The sequence below is a fragment of the Nocardiopsis sp. NPDC101807 genome (assembly GCF_044766605.1).
In the GTDB taxonomy this organism is placed as follows: domain Bacteria; phylum Actinomycetota; class Actinomycetes; order Streptosporangiales; family Streptosporangiaceae; genus Nocardiopsis; species Nocardiopsis tropica.
Genome location: NZ_JBIWMK010000007.1, coordinates 387,650 through 402,077 on the forward strand (window position 1 = coordinate 387,650; position 14,428 = coordinate 402,077).

The 14,428-nt window shown below is 72.5% G+C and carries 10 protein-coding genes; 3 read left to right on the forward strand and 7 right to left on the reverse strand.

Going from position 1 to position 14,428, the window contains the following annotated elements:
* Positions 1 to 83: 83 nt before the first annotated feature.
* Together ACIRPH_RS23050 and ACIRPH_RS23055 are read right to left on the reverse strand one after the other, a co-directional pair.
* The gene (locus ACIRPH_RS23050; RefSeq protein ID WP_402917545.1) at positions 84 to 1,541 is read right to left on the reverse strand and encodes an SPFH domain-containing protein; all 1,458 of its coding nucleotides are present in this window, start codon (positions 1,539 to 1,541) and stop codon (positions 84 to 86) included.
* Positions 1,542 to 3,329 carry an SPFH domain-containing protein gene (locus tag ACIRPH_RS23055; protein ID WP_402917548.1) on the reverse strand — a complete coding sequence of 596 codons (1,788 nt, stop codon included), beginning with the start codon at positions 3,327 to 3,329 and terminating at the stop codon, positions 1,542 to 1,544.
* Between the two features lie 314 nt (positions 3,330 to 3,643).
* On the opposite strand from ACIRPH_RS23055, the gene ACIRPH_RS23060 reads away from it, so the two are divergent.
* Entirely contained in the window at positions 3,644 to 3,943 is a 300-nt protein-coding gene (locus ACIRPH_RS23060) for a hypothetical protein (RefSeq protein ID WP_402917551.1), read from the forward strand.
* A 289-nt stretch (positions 3,944 to 4,232) separates the two neighbouring features.
* Here the strand turns inward: ACIRPH_RS23060 and ACIRPH_RS23065 are convergent, their stop codons facing one another.
* The gene (locus ACIRPH_RS23065) at positions 4,233 to 7,070 is read right to left on the reverse strand and encodes a vitamin B12-dependent ribonucleotide reductase (RefSeq protein ID WP_402917553.1); all 2,838 of its coding nucleotides are present in this window, start codon (positions 7,068 to 7,070) and stop codon (positions 4,233 to 4,235) included.
* Positions 7,071 to 7,226: 156 nt separating this feature from the next.
* Positions 7,227 to 7,727 carry a transcriptional regulator NrdR gene (nrdR, locus tag ACIRPH_RS23070; protein WP_402917556.1) on the reverse strand — a complete coding sequence of 167 codons (501 nt, stop codon included), beginning with the start codon at positions 7,725 to 7,727 and terminating at the stop codon, positions 7,227 to 7,229.
* A gap of 715 nt (positions 7,728 to 8,442) precedes the next feature.
* On the opposite strand from nrdR, the gene lexA reads away from it, so the two are divergent.
* Positions 8,443 to 9,162, forward strand: a complete 720-nt coding sequence (gene lexA, locus ACIRPH_RS23075) for a transcriptional repressor LexA (RefSeq protein ID WP_402917559.1) — start codon at positions 8,443 to 8,445, stop codon at positions 9,160 to 9,162.
* Between the two features lie 230 nt (positions 9,163 to 9,392).
* Positions 9,393 to 10,493, forward strand: coding sequence for an alpha/beta hydrolase family protein (locus ACIRPH_RS23080; RefSeq protein WP_402917561.1), 1,101 nt, complete (start codon positions 9,393 to 9,395; stop codon positions 10,491 to 10,493).
* Between the two features lie 40 nt (positions 10,494 to 10,533).
* Here ACIRPH_RS23080 and ACIRPH_RS23085 read toward each other — a convergent pair whose 3' ends face one another.
* From ACIRPH_RS23085 to leuS, 3 genes are all read right to left on the reverse strand, one after another.
* Positions 10,534 to 11,160: a hypothetical protein gene (locus ACIRPH_RS23085; RefSeq protein WP_402917832.1), complete on the reverse strand. Its 627-nt coding sequence runs from the start codon at positions 11,158 to 11,160 to the stop codon at positions 10,534 to 10,536.
* 44 nt (positions 11,161 to 11,204) lie between these two features.
* Positions 11,205 to 11,795, reverse strand: coding sequence for a hypothetical protein (locus tag ACIRPH_RS23090; RefSeq protein ID WP_402917564.1), 591 nt, complete (start codon positions 11,793 to 11,795; stop codon positions 11,205 to 11,207).
* Positions 11,796 to 11,865: 70 nt separating this feature from the next.
* Positions 11,866 to 14,361, reverse strand: coding sequence for a leucine--tRNA ligase (leuS, locus tag ACIRPH_RS23095; RefSeq protein WP_402917566.1), 2,496 nt, complete (start codon positions 14,359 to 14,361; stop codon positions 11,866 to 11,868).
* Positions 14,362 to 14,428: the final 67 nt, after the last annotated feature.

The following is a 14,428-nucleotide window of genomic DNA, read 5'->3' on the forward strand; positions in this document are numbered from 1 at the left end:
GCGGGGTCCTGTCGACGGAGGAGAACGCCGCGAGGGGCGTGCCGGGGCGACGCGCAGCAGGGCGAGTGCCCGCGGAACACGCCCTAGCCGCGGCCGCCGTAGCCCTCGCCGTTCTCGAACTGCCGGCGCATCGCGCCCTCCTGCCGGCGCTGGTACTCGTCCGCCATCTGCTGCTGGCGCTCCGCCGCGGCGGCGACCGCTCCCTGGGCCGATTCCACGGCCTCGCGCGCGGCGTCCGACGACGCGCCCAGCGGCGTGCGCGGGGACCCCGCGCCGTTCAGCACCTGGGGCAACAGCTGCGCGGTGATCAGCGTCGACAGCGCCGAACCGTCGCCGGAGCCCCCCTCGGTCTGCACGACGACCGGGCGCGGGGCCCGCCCGGCCAGGGCCGCGCCGACGTCCAGGCGGCGGCGCGCCAGCTCGTACTCCAGCACGGCCCGGTTGTCCCGGTAGGCGGTGGCGAGGCGCTGCTGCGCCTTGGCCTCGTTCTCCGCGGCGACCAGGTCGGCCCGGCCGCGCGTCTCGATCTCGTAGCGCACCCGCTGGGCCTCGGTCACCTGCTCCTCCAGCATCTGCGCCACGTCCTTGCGCGCCTTGTTGAGGGAGGCGTTGACCTCGACGATCTTCGCGTCGCGGGTCTTCTTGGAGCGCTCGATGTCCATCAGCAGGGTGTCGATGCGGCGCTTGCGCGTCAGCTCCCACTCCTGCTCGTAGGCCACCAGCTCCTTGGCGACCCGCTCGCGGGTGGCCAGGTGCTGCTGGTACTGGTTGGGCAGCTGCACGTCGGGGATGTTGCAGCCGGTGATCCGCACGCCGTACTTCTCCAGCTGGCCGTTGAGGAGGCGGCGCATGTCCTCGACGTTGGAGCCGCGCAGGTCGTAGGCCGACTCGGTGTTGACCTGGCGGCTGCGCTGGCGGATGGCGTCCTGCACCGCGCTGGACAGGACCAGGTCGAAGTTGCTGGCGCCGATGATCGTCACGAACCGGATCGGGTCGGTGATCTGGAACTTGAGGAAGAACTCGATCGACTTGAGCGGCACGTTCTCGCGCGTGGGGCAGGCCAGGACCGGAGCCGTGTAGGGGATCTCCGTCCGGGTGTCCACCACGAAGTCCACGCGCGACCAGGGGTGCCACAGGTAGTGGCGGCCCGGGCCGATCGGCCGCACGATCGCGCCGTACTTGGTGAGGATGCCGTGGGTACCCTCCTCGATCTCGATGATCGAGCCGCGCCACCACCACAGCCCGGCCGCGACGATGCTGAGCACGCCGACGATCAGCGTCGGGATGGACAGGACGCTGTAGGCGACCCCGGCCGCGACCCCGCCGACGAAGGCGTTGAGGGTCATCATCAGCGCCGAGCACAGGGCGAAGAAGCCGAACCAGACCAGGACCATCCAGCGCAGGCCCCGGTTGTCGCGCGGTATGACGACCGGGACGATCGCGCCCTGGTCGCCTCCGCGCAGCAGGCCTGCCAGGTCGCCCCAGGAGGCGAGGGACTCCTTGATGCTGGAGCCGCTGCCGACGTTCACGGACTGGCTCATCTACTGACCTCCCTGGTTCGGGCCGGACCCCTGCGGACCTTGCTGCGACCACGGGGGCGGGGGCGGGTGCTCGGGGTCGTGGCGCGGTCCGCCGGGGGACGCCGGGGCGTCGGACGGCGCGGCGGAGGCGTCCGCCTCCCCGTCCTCCGGGGACTGCCGGGGCGTCTCGGCGAGGCGCTCGTCGATGGCCTGCTCGGAGACGGACTGGCGGATCTCCTCCACCAGGTCCTCGCCCGGGTCCTCCCCGGCCGGGCGGCCCGCGGCGCCGCCGTCCTCCGCGAGGAGCGAGTCGATCTCCTGCTGGCGCTCGCCGATGCGGCCCCGGATCTCGCCCAGCCGGGAGCGGATGGCCTCCATGTCCTCCTGGGAGAACAGGGCGGTGTCGGCCTGTCCGATGATCTCCTGCGCGATGCGCAGGTAGTCGACGCTCGCGGCGTCGCCGGAGCCGATCCGCAGGACCTGCGGGAGGCTGTCGGCGACGGACTCCAGCTTGTCCAGGAGGTTCTCCCGGAAGCGGTAGTTGAGGATCTCGGGGGCCTCGGCCGCGCTGACCGCGCGGATGTCCAGGGCCTGCGCCTGGAGGAGCGCGGCGTTGGCGTTGGCCTCGGACTCGGCCTCGACGAAGCGCTGGCGGGCGGTGGCCCGCGCCCGGTTGGTCTCCCGCTCCAGCGCGGTGTCCATCTGCGCCTGGTACTGCGCGATGTCGGCCTGGATCGCGGAGAGCGTCTCGTTGAGGGTCGCGAGCTCCTTGTTGAGGTCGCCCTCGTTCTGCTCCTTGCGCAGCTGGAGCTCGTACTCGAACGTGTAGGCGTCCTTGGCCACGCGGACCATCTCCGGCGCCGCCAGGTCCATCCGGTACTCCTGGTTGGAGGGCTCGGCGTGGGTGATGTTGGCGCTGGTCAGCTCGACGATCCCGCTGAACTGCCGGTTGAGCTGCTCCACGAGGCTCTGCGTGTTGTCGCCGACCATGTCGTAGATCGCCGACGCCTCCTGCTCGTAGACCAGGCTCCGGGTGGTCTCGCTGATCGCGTTGTTGAGCTTCTCCTGGAAGCCGTTCACCCCGCCCAGCGTGTAGACGAAGTCGGTGGCGTTCTTGATCCTGAACTGCACGAACAGGTCGATGGAGGCCTGCACGCCGCTCTTGGTGGGGGCCGAGCGGATCGGCGCGTTGAAGGGGTACTCGCGGGTGGTGTTGACGATGTAGGAGACGCGCTTCCAGGGGTTGAGGAGCGTGACCCGGCCGGGCTGGTAGATGTTCTCCATCTTGCCGAACCGGGTGACGATCGCCTCGCAGCCCTCCGGCACCATCACCATGCCCTGGCGCCACCACATGAACGCGGCGATCGCGAGGGTGATGATCCAGTAGTGGAGGCCGAAGAACGGGTTGATCAGCGGGTTGCCGCCCGCGACGGCCTGCGGGAGGAGCACGGTGAAGGCGCCGAGGACCCCCAGGACGAGGAGCAGGATCGCGGGGAGCATCGTCACGAGGGTGCGGCCCTTGGGGATCACCATCGTGCAGATGACGTGGACCGGGCCGCCGCTGCCGCGCTCGTAGTAGCTGCGGTTGAGCGCCTCGCCCGCGTTGTTGAGCGAGGTGCTCTTCTGCTCGATCCGGGTGCCCACGGAGTCACCCTGTTCTCGGGCGGCGACGAAGTCGCGGGGGTCGAGGCCGCTGCCTTCGGTGACCTGCGAGGAGGCCTGGTGGAGCGCGTCGGACACGGCCTGGCGCGGATCGCCCCCTTGGGCGACGGCGCCGGCCGCGCCGCGCACGGTCTGCGCGAACGACATAGGCGGGAACTCCTTGGTCGGAGGTCGGGGAACTGTCCGCTTCGACGCCGCGTACCGCGGTCCGGTTCCAGGTCGGAACCGGTTTCGTGCACTGCGAGGCGTTAGAGGACAGCATCAACCCTGTCATGAGCTATGCCCGAAACCCAGCCCTCGTGTCCGGAGTGTGACTGGCGGGCTCTCCCGTCACCTCCCTGGTCACCGCCGCGCCCCTCCCCCGACGCGTGCGTGCCGCGTGGCGCGCCCACGGGCACGGGGATAACGTCGGTCCCGCACGCACCGCGCCGGATCCGGCCGGGACGAGGGAAGGAAGCACGATGCCAGCAGTACCCAGCGCCGTCCTCACCACCGCGGGTCTGGTCGGCGGATACTCGGTGGCCCGCGCCACCGGCAACCGGCCGCTGGGCGGGGCGGTGCTGGCCGGTTTCGGCGCAGCGGCGTTCGAGACGTGGCGCCGCCGGTCGGGCGTGGGCACGGCGGTCGCGCTCACCGCGGTGTACGTGGGAGCGTTCGGCCTCGCGCACCCCCTGGCCGGAAAGGTCGGCCCGTGGCCCGCCGTGCTCGGCGTGACCGCCGCCACCGCGGCGGTCGCCGTCGCCGCGGGCGACCGCGGCTGAGGCCCGGGCCCGGCCCGGAAGGCCGGGCGGGCACCCCGGGAACGCCGCGGGGGGGGGGGGGGGGGCGGGCCGCCCCCCCCCCCCCCGGGGGCCGCCCCCCCCGGGGGGGGGCGGGGGGGGCGGGGGCGCCCGGGGGGGGGCCCCCCCCCCCGCCGGGGGGCCCCGCGCGGGTGGGCCCGGGGCCGGCCCGGGATGGCGGGGGGGCCCCCCGGGCACGCCGGGGGGGGGGGGGGCGTAACCGCCCCCCCCCCCGGGGCGGGCCCCGGCCCCGGTCGGGGCCGTCGTCATATCAGCTGCAGCCGCTGGTGGAGCCGCAGCCCTCGCAGGCGTAGCAGCTGCCGGAGGGCCGCATCCTGGTGCCGCAGGTGACGCACAGCGGCGCGTCGGCGACGAACCCCTGGCCGGCCAGCAGGTCCGCCGTGGAGTGCACCTCGGCGGGCTCCGCCGGGGACGCCTGCGGAGCGGGCGCGGCCGTGGTCCCGGACGCCTCCGCCCCGTGGGTGGCGGCGGACTGGGCGTAGGACTCCACCTGGGCCGCGACCTGGGCCGGGTCCTCGCCCGCGAGCTGCGCCTGGCGCTCGGAGGCCGACAGGACGCCCAGGGCCGCGCGCTCCTCGTAGGGCAGGTGGTCCAGGGCCAGGCGGCGGAAGATGTAGTCCACCACCGACTGGGCCATGCGGATGTCCGGGTCGTCGGTCATGCCCGCCGGGTCGAACCGCATGTTGGTGAACTTGTCCACGTAGGTCTCCAGCGGCACCCCGTACTGGAGGGCGATGGAGATCGCGATGGAGAACGCGTCCATGACCCCGGCCAGGGTCGAACCCTGCTTGCCGAGCTTCATGAACACCTCGCCCAGGCCGTCGTCCGGGTAGGAGCCCGCCGTGATGTACCCCTCGGCGCCGCCCACGGAGAACGAGGTGGTCTCGCTCGGACGCTTCTTGGGCAGGCGGCGGCGGACCGGGCGGGGCGCCTCGACGGTCCGCGCCTCGGGCGCCGCCTCCTCCTTCTCCTCCGACGAGCCCGTCGACAGCGGCTGGCCGACCTTGCAGTTGTCGCGGTAGACGGCGAGCGCCTTCAGGCCCAGCTTCCAGCCCTGGAAGTAGATGTGCTCGAAGTCCTCGACCGTGGCGTCCTCCGGCACGTTCACCGTCTTGGAGATCGCTCCGGACAGGAACGGCTGCACGGCGGCCATCATCCGCACGTGGCCCATGGGCTTGATGTAGCGGCGGCCCATCGCGCAGTCGAACACCTCGTAGTGCTCGGGGCGCAGGGAGGGGGCGTCCACGACGTGGCCGTTCCCGGCGACGTACTCGACGATCGCCTCGGCCTGCTCGTCCTGGTAGCCCAGGTTCGCGAGCGCGCGCGGGATGGCCTGGTTGACGATCTGCATCGAGCCGCCGCCGACCAGCTTCTTGAACTTGACCAGCGAGAAGTCGGGCTCGATGCCGGTGGTGTCGCAGTCCATCATGAAGCCGATGGTGCCGGTGGGCGCGAGCAGGCTCGCCTGGGCGTTGCGCCAGCCGTTGCGCTCCCCGACCCGGAGGCACTCGGCCCACTCGCGTGTGGCCGCGGCGTGCACGGGCTCCTCCAGGGTGGTCACCGTGCGCAGGTCGTCGTTGGCGGCGGCGTGCTTGCGCATGACGCGCTTGTGGGCCTGCTCGTTGCGCTTGTAGCCGTCGTAGGGTCCGACCACCCCGGCCAGCTCCGCGCTGCGGCGGTAGGCGGTGCCGGTCATCAGCGAGGTGACGGCGGCGGCGACGGCGCGGCCCCCCTCGGAGTCGTAGGCGTGGCCGGTGGCCATGAGGAGGGCGCCGAGGTTGGCGTAGCCGATGCCGAGCTGGCGGTAGGCGCGGGTCGTCCCACCGATCTTCTCGGTCGGGAAGTCCGCGAAGGTGATGGAGATGTCCATCGCCGTGATGACCAGCTCGGTGAGCCTGGTGAAGCCCTCGACGTCGAAGGTGTCGTCCTCGCGCAGGAACTTCAGCAGGTTGATCGAGGCCAGGTTGCAGGAGGAGTCGTCCAGGGACAGGTACTCGCTGCACGGGTTGCTGGCGCTGATCCGCCCGGTCTCGGGGTTGGTGTGCCAGTCCTGGATCGTGCCGTCGTACTGGATGCCGGGGTCGGCGCACTCCCAGGCGGCCCTGGCCATGCGGGTGAAGAGGTCCTTGGCGTCCACGGTGGCGACGACCTCGCCGGTGGTGCGGGAGGTGAGGCCGAACTCCGATCCGGTGTCGACGGCGCGCATGAACGCGTCGGAGACGCGGACGGAGTTGTTGGCGTTCTGGTACTGGACGCTGAACATGTCGGCGCCGCCCAGGTCCACGTCGAAGCCCGCGTCGCGCAGGGCGCGGATCTTGTGCTCCTCGCGGGCCTTGGTCTCGACGAACTCCTCGATGTCGGGGTGGTCGACGTCCAGGACGACCATCTTGGCGGCCCGGCGGGTGGCCCCTCCGGACTTGATGGTCCCGGCCGAGGCGTCGGCGCCGCGCATGAAGGACACGGGACCGGAGGCCGTGCCGCCCGAGGACAGCAGCTCCTTGCTGGAGCGGATGCGGGAGAGGTTCACACCCGCGCCGGACCCGCCCTTGAAGATGATCCCCTCTTCCTTGTACCAGTCGAGGATCGACTCCATGGTGTCGTCGACGGAGAGGATGAAGCACGCGCTGACCTGCTGCGCGGAGGCCGTCCCGACGTTGAACCACACCGGCGAGTTGAAGCTGAACAGCTGGTTGGCGAGGGCGTGCTTGAGCTCGTGGTCGAAGATCTCCGCGTCCTCGTCGCCGGCGAAGTAGCCGTGCTCGACGCCGGTCGCGGTGTAGACGCCGACGACGCGGTCGATGAGCTGCTTGAGGCTCCACTCGCGCTCGGGGGTGCCGACGGCTCCGCGGAAGTACTTGCTCGCCACGATCTGGGTGGCGTTCATGGACCAGGAGGCGGGGAACTCCACGCCGCGCTGCTCGAAGTTGACCGTGCCGTCACGCCAGTTGGTCATGACGACGTCGCGGCGCTCCCATTCCAGGGAGTCGTACGGGTGCGTCCCGGGGGTCGTGAAGACCCGCTTGATCTTCAGGCCCTTGCGGCTCCCCTTGCCCTTGCGCCCCGTCGAACCGCTGGCGGTTTCCGTCATCGTTGATTCTCCCCCTACCTCGTGGGCACGGCCTGCCCAACCGTGCACGGCGTCCTCGGAAAATACGGGACGGCCGGTCACGGGAGGACGTGTCCCGCGGTGTCCGGCCGGCCCCTGCGGTGCCCCGCCCGCGGCCCTCTCCCGGCCGCGGGGGCGCTACCCGGTGGTGGTGCTGCTCTCGGGGAGGGGTCCGGCCGCGCCGTCGCCGCCCTCCCGGTCCTGCCGCAGGCTGGCGATCTCGGCCTCGAAGTCGGCGAGGCTCTCGAAGCCGCGGTAGACGCTGGCGAAGTGCAGGTAGGCCACCTCGTCCAGGTCACGCATGGGGCCGAGGATGGCCAGGCCGATCTCGTGGGCCGGCACCTCGGCGACGCCGCGTCCGCGGATCTCCTCCTCGACCTTCTGGCCGAGCTTGGCGAGCGCGTCCTCGGAGACGGGCCGGCCCTGGCAGGCCCGGCGCACCCCGGCGATGATCTTGGTACGGCTGAAGGGCTCGGTGACCCCGGAGCGCTTGGCGACCATCAGCAGGACGGTCTCCTGCGTGGTGAACCTGCGCTCGCACACGGGGCAGGACCGGCGGCGCCTGATGGCCGCGCCGTCGTCGGTGGACCTGCTGTCGATCACCCTGGTGTCCGGATGGCGGCAGAACGGACAGTGCATCCTGGTTCACCTGCTTCCCTCACCGAATCGACACCCTGTATCTCTACTAAACCACAACTCCTGGGCAATCCATCCCACGAGAGCACCAGATGTTGTGGTCGAACTTAGGCGCAGCAAGGGGTGGCCCGCAACTCCGCGGCCCGCGTGTCCCGCACGCGGGCGGGAGAGCGCCCCGTCGCGAGGGGGTCTGGGCGCCAGGTCCCGCGCGTCCCGCACGCGGACGGGAGTCGGGGGCGACGGCGGGGAAGGGGCCGGACACGGGGGCGCGGGGAGGCCGGGACGCCCCGGGGGCGGCGGGCTCCGTCGACAAGAATAGCGGCGGAGGCCCCCGGCGCCCGCTGCGACCGGCGGCCCGTCACGGCCGGAAACGCGTCCCACGAGGGGGTTCCGTCCTCGCGCCCGGGATCCGGGAGACCAGTCCCACATCTGCCGGAACCGCCCTCGGGGAGACGTCTTCGCGCATTCCGGGGACAACACCACGTGAACACGTGTACACACGTCGGTAGAGGCCGGAAATTGACCGCGAAAACACGCGGCACAATGGCCCGAGCCATCGAACGCTTGTTTGATATCACCGTGCGCAACGTCTAATGTTGACTGTGATTTCACGCTGGTTTCGCCATCACGCGGACCCCAGGTCGGCGCGGTTGCGGACCGGTGGCGGCCAGTCACGCAATCAGGCCCTGACCGAACCGAATGCCGAGGAGGCCCGGCCGTGCCGGAGGAGAATCCCGGAACCGCAGATTCCACCGCCGTTCTCACCGCAGTGGGGAACACGGGGGGATCCACGCCCGACGCCCCCAAACTCACCGCCCGACAGCAGAGCGTCCTGAACTGCATCCAGCGGTATGTACGCGAGCGCGGCTTCCCCCCCTCGATAAGGGAAATCGGGGAAGCGGTCGGCCTCTCCAGCCCGTCCAGCGTGGCGCACCAGCTCAAGGTCCTCCAGCGCAAGGGCTACCTGCACCGGGACCAGAACCGGCCCCGGGCCGTGGAGCTGCGCTCGCCCGGCCGCTCCTCCGGCCAGACCGTGACCCCCGAGGACATCGACCCCTCGCGCGCCGCGGCCGTGCCCCTGGTCGGCCGCATCGCCGCCGGCGGGCCCATCCTGGCCGAGGAGTCGGTGGAGGACGTGCTCGCGCTGCCCCGCCAGCTGGTCGGGGAGGGCCGCCTGTTCATGCTCACCGTGGTCGGCGACTCGATGATCGACGCCGCCATCACCGACGGCGACCTGGTCGTGGTCCGCCAGCAGCAGGACGCCAACAACGGCGACATCGTGGCGGCCCTGCTGGACGACGAGGCGACCGTCAAGGTCCTGCGCCGCGAGGAGGACGGCCACGTCTGGCTGATGCCGCGCAACGAGGCCTACGAGCCGATCAACGGGGACGCCGCCACCGTCCTGGGCAAGGTCGTCGCGGTCATGCGACGCGTCTGAGCCCGGTCCGGCCCCACCGCCCCGCGCCTCCGGCGCCGTCCCCCGACGGCCCGGGGGCGCCGTGCCGTGGGCGCGCCCAGCACGCCGCTGCCCTACGCGTGGTCGCGGCGCCGTACCGTGCGCGCGGGCGCCCGACGGCCGGACCGGCCCGGGCCGCTCGGCCCGCGCACGGCCGCGGGACGGCCTGTGGACGACGGGGGCCCGCCGGGCGGGGCCGCTAGGCTGGAACCGTGTCCACACCACTCTCCTCCCCCTCCGCCCGGCCGCGTGCCGCACTGGTCGGCGGTGCCCTCGCAGTCCTGCTCTCCACCGCCGCCTGCGCCCCGGCCGACACCGGCGGCGCCGAGCCCCCCGGGGTCGGCGGGGTCGAGCGCGAACTCACCTTCGAGGGCGGCGGGCACGAGGTGGCCGCGAGCTTCCGCACGCCGCACGGCGCGTCCGGGAGCGTCCCCGGCGCACTCATCGTCTCCGGCAGCGGCCCCACCGACCGCGACGGCAACGCGCCCGCGCGGCCCGACGCCGACACCAACCGCAACCTCTCCCGCGTCCTCGCCGACGCCGGTGTGGCCTCGCTGCGCTACGACAAGTTCGGCAGCGGCCCGGATCCCCAGACCGGGGAGGAGACCGGCCCCGGAGGCGTCCGGACGATCGCCCCGGTGGACCCCGAGGTCTTCGACCGGCAGGTCGTGGCGGCGTACGAGGAGCTCGTCGCGCAGCCCGAGGTGGACCCCGACCGCGTGGTCGTCGTCGGCCACAGCGAGGGCGCCCTCTACGCCCTGCGCGCCCACGAGCTCATCGGTTCCGGGCGCCCCTCGCCCGCGCTGGTGCTGGCCGCCCCTCCGGGCACGCGCTACCTGGACCTCCTCGACCGCCAGGTCACCGAGCAGGTCCGTCTGGCGGAGGGGGCGGGCCAGATCGGGGAGGCGGAGGCCGTGCAGCTCCTCTCGGACATGCGCGCCGGGCGGGCCGCGGTCAGGGGAGGGCGCGACCTCACGTCGCAGGAGAGCGACCAGTTCGGCGTCTACACACCGTGGAACGCCGACTTCCTCTCCTTCATGGACGGCCTCGACCCCGTCGAGCTCGGGCGCGACCTGCCCGAGGGCACACCGGTCCTGGTCCTGTGGGGGGAGGACGACGCCCAGGTCTCCCGGGAGGACGTGGACCGGCTCATGACGGGTCTGGACGGCGCCGAACGCGTGGACCTGCCCGGTACCGACCACATCCTCCGGGCCTTCGAGGACGAGCCCGGAGCGGCGGTCCTGGACTCGGACAGACCCTTCGCCGAGGGGGTCGCCCCCGCGCTGGAGGAGTTCCTCGGCACCGCCTGGTAGGGTTCCCGGCCGCCGGGGGCGCCCTGCGGGGCGCCGCCCGTCACTCGGGGATCGACTCCGGGAGGGCCCCGACCACGGCCAGGGCGAGCTCCTCCGCATCGGCGACGATCCGCTCCTCGTCGGCCGGCTCGGTGGCGTCGTAGCGGGACGCCACGCTGTAGCAGGACTCCAGGTACAGGTTGGAGACCCGCGTCCCCACGCAGCCGACCGTGAACGGCGCCCCGCGGGTCCAGCGCACCGCCTCCTCGCCGACACCGTCCAGCCCGGTGGTGTCGTGCTGTTCCGTGGTCGCGCGCAGGTTGTCGGCGGCGGTCGTCACCCCGCCGGGGTCGGGGGCGGCCACCATCACCAGCGTCGCCGTGGCCGGGACCGCCTCTCCCGGGCCCTGCGGGGTCGCCCAGCGGCACTGCCATCCGGACCCGGCCGGGTCCTCCGGGCCGCCGACCGGCTCCTCCAGCTCCAGTTCGTGCCCCGGCACCAGCGCGTCCAGCGTCTCCGTCACGACGGCGGCGCACTCGGGGGCCGACCCGTACTCGCCCGTCTCCGGGGAGTCCCGCGTGACGACGTACCAGATCGCGCCGGCCGCGAGCAGGAGCAGGGCCAGGCCGGCGGCGACCACTCCCGCCGTCGCGCAGCCCCTGCTCTGCGGCTGCGCCGACGGCACCACCTCGGGAGGAGGGCCGTACGGAGGCTGGGCGGGGTACTGCGGGCTCACAGGGACTCCCCGATCCGACCGGCGAACTCGGCGGCCAGATCGGCCGCGTCCCCGGGGTCGACCGGCTCCTGCCCGGACAGGCCCGCGTAGGACACGCGCACGAACAGGTTGTCGCTGTGGAAGGCGAGTTCGGACGTGCCGGGCACCTGCCCGTGCCACACCGCGCCCTCGCCCGTCGGCAGGTCCACCTCCTCGGCGCGCACGGGGAGCAGGGCCGTGTACGCCTCCGCCGCGCGCTCGGCCCCGGTCACCGGTTCCTCCCCCGTGGCGTCGGTGAAGAGCGCCGACACGTCGACGCGCAGCGCTCCCCCGTCGCCGCCGGGGGCCCCGGGCGAGGACCACGCGCACACGAGGTTGTCGCCGCCCTCCAGGGGGCCCTGCTCCCGGGGCTGCGCGACCGCCCCGGGCAGGAGCTCCGCGAGGAGTTCGCCGGTGACGGCGTCGCAGCCGGTCGCCGCGGCGTGCACGTCACCGCTCTCGGGGACGTCCGGGTCGTTCCCGGACAGCCACAGCCCGCCGCCGACGGCGGCCGCGGACAGCACCACGGCGCCCGCACCGACCACGGCCACCCGTACGAGGGGACCCACCCGGCCACCCGCCTCCCTGTCGGTCACCGCGCCGACCGCGGGGGACGGCGGACGCCGTCCCCCGTTCCGGTCAGCCGACGACGATGTTCACCAGCTTCGGCGCGCGCACGATGACCTTGCGGATCTGCTTGTCGCCGATGAAGCCCTGCGCCCGCTCCGAGGCCAGCGCCAGCTTCTCCAGCTCGGCGGGGTCGATGTCGGGCGCCACGGACAGCTTGTCACGGACCTTGCTCTGCACCTGCACGACGCAGGTCACGGTCTCCTGCACCAGCAGGCCGGGGTCCGCCTCGGGCCAGTGGCCGACGGCGACGGTGCCCACGTGCCCCAGCTTCTCCCAGCCCTCCTCCGCCACGTAGGGCGCGAACAGGGACAGGGCGACGGCCACGAACTCGGCGGCCTCGCGCACCGCGGGGTCGCCCGCCCCGGGACCGGAGTCGATGGCCTTGCGGGTCGCCGAGACCAGCTCCATGGTGCGGGCGATGGCCACGTTGAACCGCCGCGACTCGACCAGGTTCGTGATCTGGTCGATGGTGTGGTGCGTGACCCTGCGCAGGGCGGTGTCGCCCCCGGCGGGGTCGGTGCCGGGCTCGCTCGCCGCTCCCGCCTCGCTCATCACGCGGTAGGCGCGGTTGAGGAACTTCTGCGCCGCGACGGCGGACACGTCGGCCCAGTCGACGTCCTCCTCCGGGGGGGAGGCGAAGAGCATGGTCAGACGGACGGCGTCCACGCCGTAGGCGTCGATCTCCTTGCCCAGGTCGACGCCGTTGCCCAGGGACTTGGACATCGCCCGGCCCTGGTTGATGACCTGCCCCTGGTTGGTCAGGCGGCGGAAGGGCTCGGTGAAGGACACCATGCCCAGGTCGTACAGGACCTTGGTGAAGAAGCGGGCGTACATCAGGTGGAGCGTCGCGTGCTCCTTGCCGCCGATGTAGTGGTCGACCGGCCCCCACTTGTCGACGGCCTCGACGTCGAACGGGGCGGTGTCCAGGCGGGGCGAGCAGTAGCGCAGGAAGTACCAGGACGAGTCCACGAAGGTGTCCATGGTGTCGGTGTCCCGCAGGGCGGGGCCCGCGCAGGACGGGCAGTCCACGTTGACCCACTCCTCGGCCGAGGCCAGGGGCGACACGCCCTTGGGCGCCAGCTCGGCGCCCTTCAGCTCCGGGAGGGTGACGGGCAGCTGGTCGTCGGGGACCGCGACCTCGCCGCACGAGGGGCAGTGGACGATCGGGATGGGCGTGCCCCAGTAGCGCTGGCGGGACAGCAGCCAGTCGCGCAGCCGGTAGTTGACCGTGCCCTCGCCGGTGCCGCGCTCGGCGAGCACCCCGATGATGCGCTCGATCGCCTCGGCCTTGGCCAGGCCGTCCAGCGGACCGGAGTCGCGCAGCGTGCCCTCGCCCGCGGTGGCCACGCCGGTCTCCGCCGGGTCGGGCTCCCCGGTCTCCACCACGACCCTGACCGGCAGGTCGAAGGCCAGGGCGAAGTCGAGGTCGCGCTGGTCGTGCGCGGGCACCGCCATGATGGCGCCGTGGCCGTAGTCGGCCAGGACGTAGTCGGCGGCCCAGACGGGCATGCGCTCGCCGTTGACGGGGTTGACGGCGTAGCGGCCCAGGAAGACACCGGTCTTGGGGCGCTCGGTGGCCTGCCGCTCGATGTCGGAGAGCTTGGCGACCTCGGCGCGGTAGGCGTCGAAGGCCTCCCGCTGCTCGGGGGCGCACAGCTCCTCCGCCAGGTCGGCGTCGGCGGCCACCACGAAGAACGTGGCGCCGTAGAGGGTGTCCGGGCGCGTGGTGAACACCGTGACCGGCTCGTCGCGGCCCTCGATCCGGAAGTGCACGTCGGCGCCGGTGGAGCGGCCGATCCAGTTGCGCTGCATGGCCAGGATCTCGTCGGGCCAGCGGCCTCCGTCGAGCTGGTCCATGTCGTCCAGCAGGCGCTGGGCGTAGTCGGTGATCTTGAAGTACCACTGGTTCAGGCTGCGGCGGACCACGTCGGAGCCGCAGCGCTCGCACCTGCCCTGGACGACCTGCTCGTTGGCGAGCACCGTCTGGTCCTTGGGGCACCAGTTGACCTGGCCGTCCTTGCGGTAGGCCAGCCCGCGCTCGAAGAAGCGGGTGAACAGCCACTGGTTCCACTTGTAGTACTCGGGGTCCGAGGTGTGCAGGCGGCGCGACCAGTCCACGCCGATGCCGTAGCGCCGGAACGAGGCCGCCTGGGTCTCGATGTTGGCGTAGGTCCACTCGGCCGGGTGCGAGTCGTTCCTGATCGCCGCGTTCTCGGCGGGCAGCCCGAAGGAGTCCCAGCCGACGGGGTGCAGGACGTTGTCGCCGCGCTGGAAGCGGTAGCGGCCGATGACGTCGCCGATGGCGTACGCCTCCGCGTGACCCATGTGCAGGTCGCCGGAGGGGTAGGCGAACATGTCGACGATGTAGGAGCGCGGACGGGTGTCCCCGGGGTCCTCCTCGGCCTGGAACGGAAGCTCGGCGGCCCAGCGCGCCTGCCATTTGTCCTGGAGGGCGCGGGCGTCGTAGGTGTCGCCCGTCGTCTGGTCGCCGTCTACCGCTGTCATCGCTGAAGGTTCCTTAGCCGCGTCTGGGTGTACTTCCCACAGGTTAGCGGTTGGCGGGTCGGGCGCA

Bases quoted from the DNA above. Each gene is read 5' to 3' on its own strand.
- ACIRPH_RS23050 (WP_402917545.1), bottom strand. From the start codon at position 1,541: ATGAGCCAGTCCGTGAACGTCGGCAGCGGCTCCAGCATCAAGGAGTCC.
- ACIRPH_RS23055 (WP_402917548.1), bottom strand. From the start codon at position 3,329: ATGTCGTTCGCGCAGACCGTGCGCGGCGCGGCCGGCGCCGTCGCCCAA.
- ACIRPH_RS23060 (WP_402917551.1), top strand. From the start codon at position 3,644: ATGCCAGCAGTACCCAGCGCCGTCCTCACCACCGCGGGTCTGGTCGGC.
- ACIRPH_RS23065 (WP_402917553.1), bottom strand. From the start codon at position 7,070: ATGACGGAAACCGCCAGCGGTTCGACGGGGCGCAAGGGCAAGGGGAGC.
- nrdR (WP_402917556.1), bottom strand. From the start codon at position 7,727: ATGCACTGTCCGTTCTGCCGCCATCCGGACACCAGGGTGATCGACAGC.
- leuS (WP_402917566.1), bottom strand. From the start codon at position 14,361: ATGACAGCGGTAGACGGCGACCAGACGACGGGCGACACCTACGACGCC.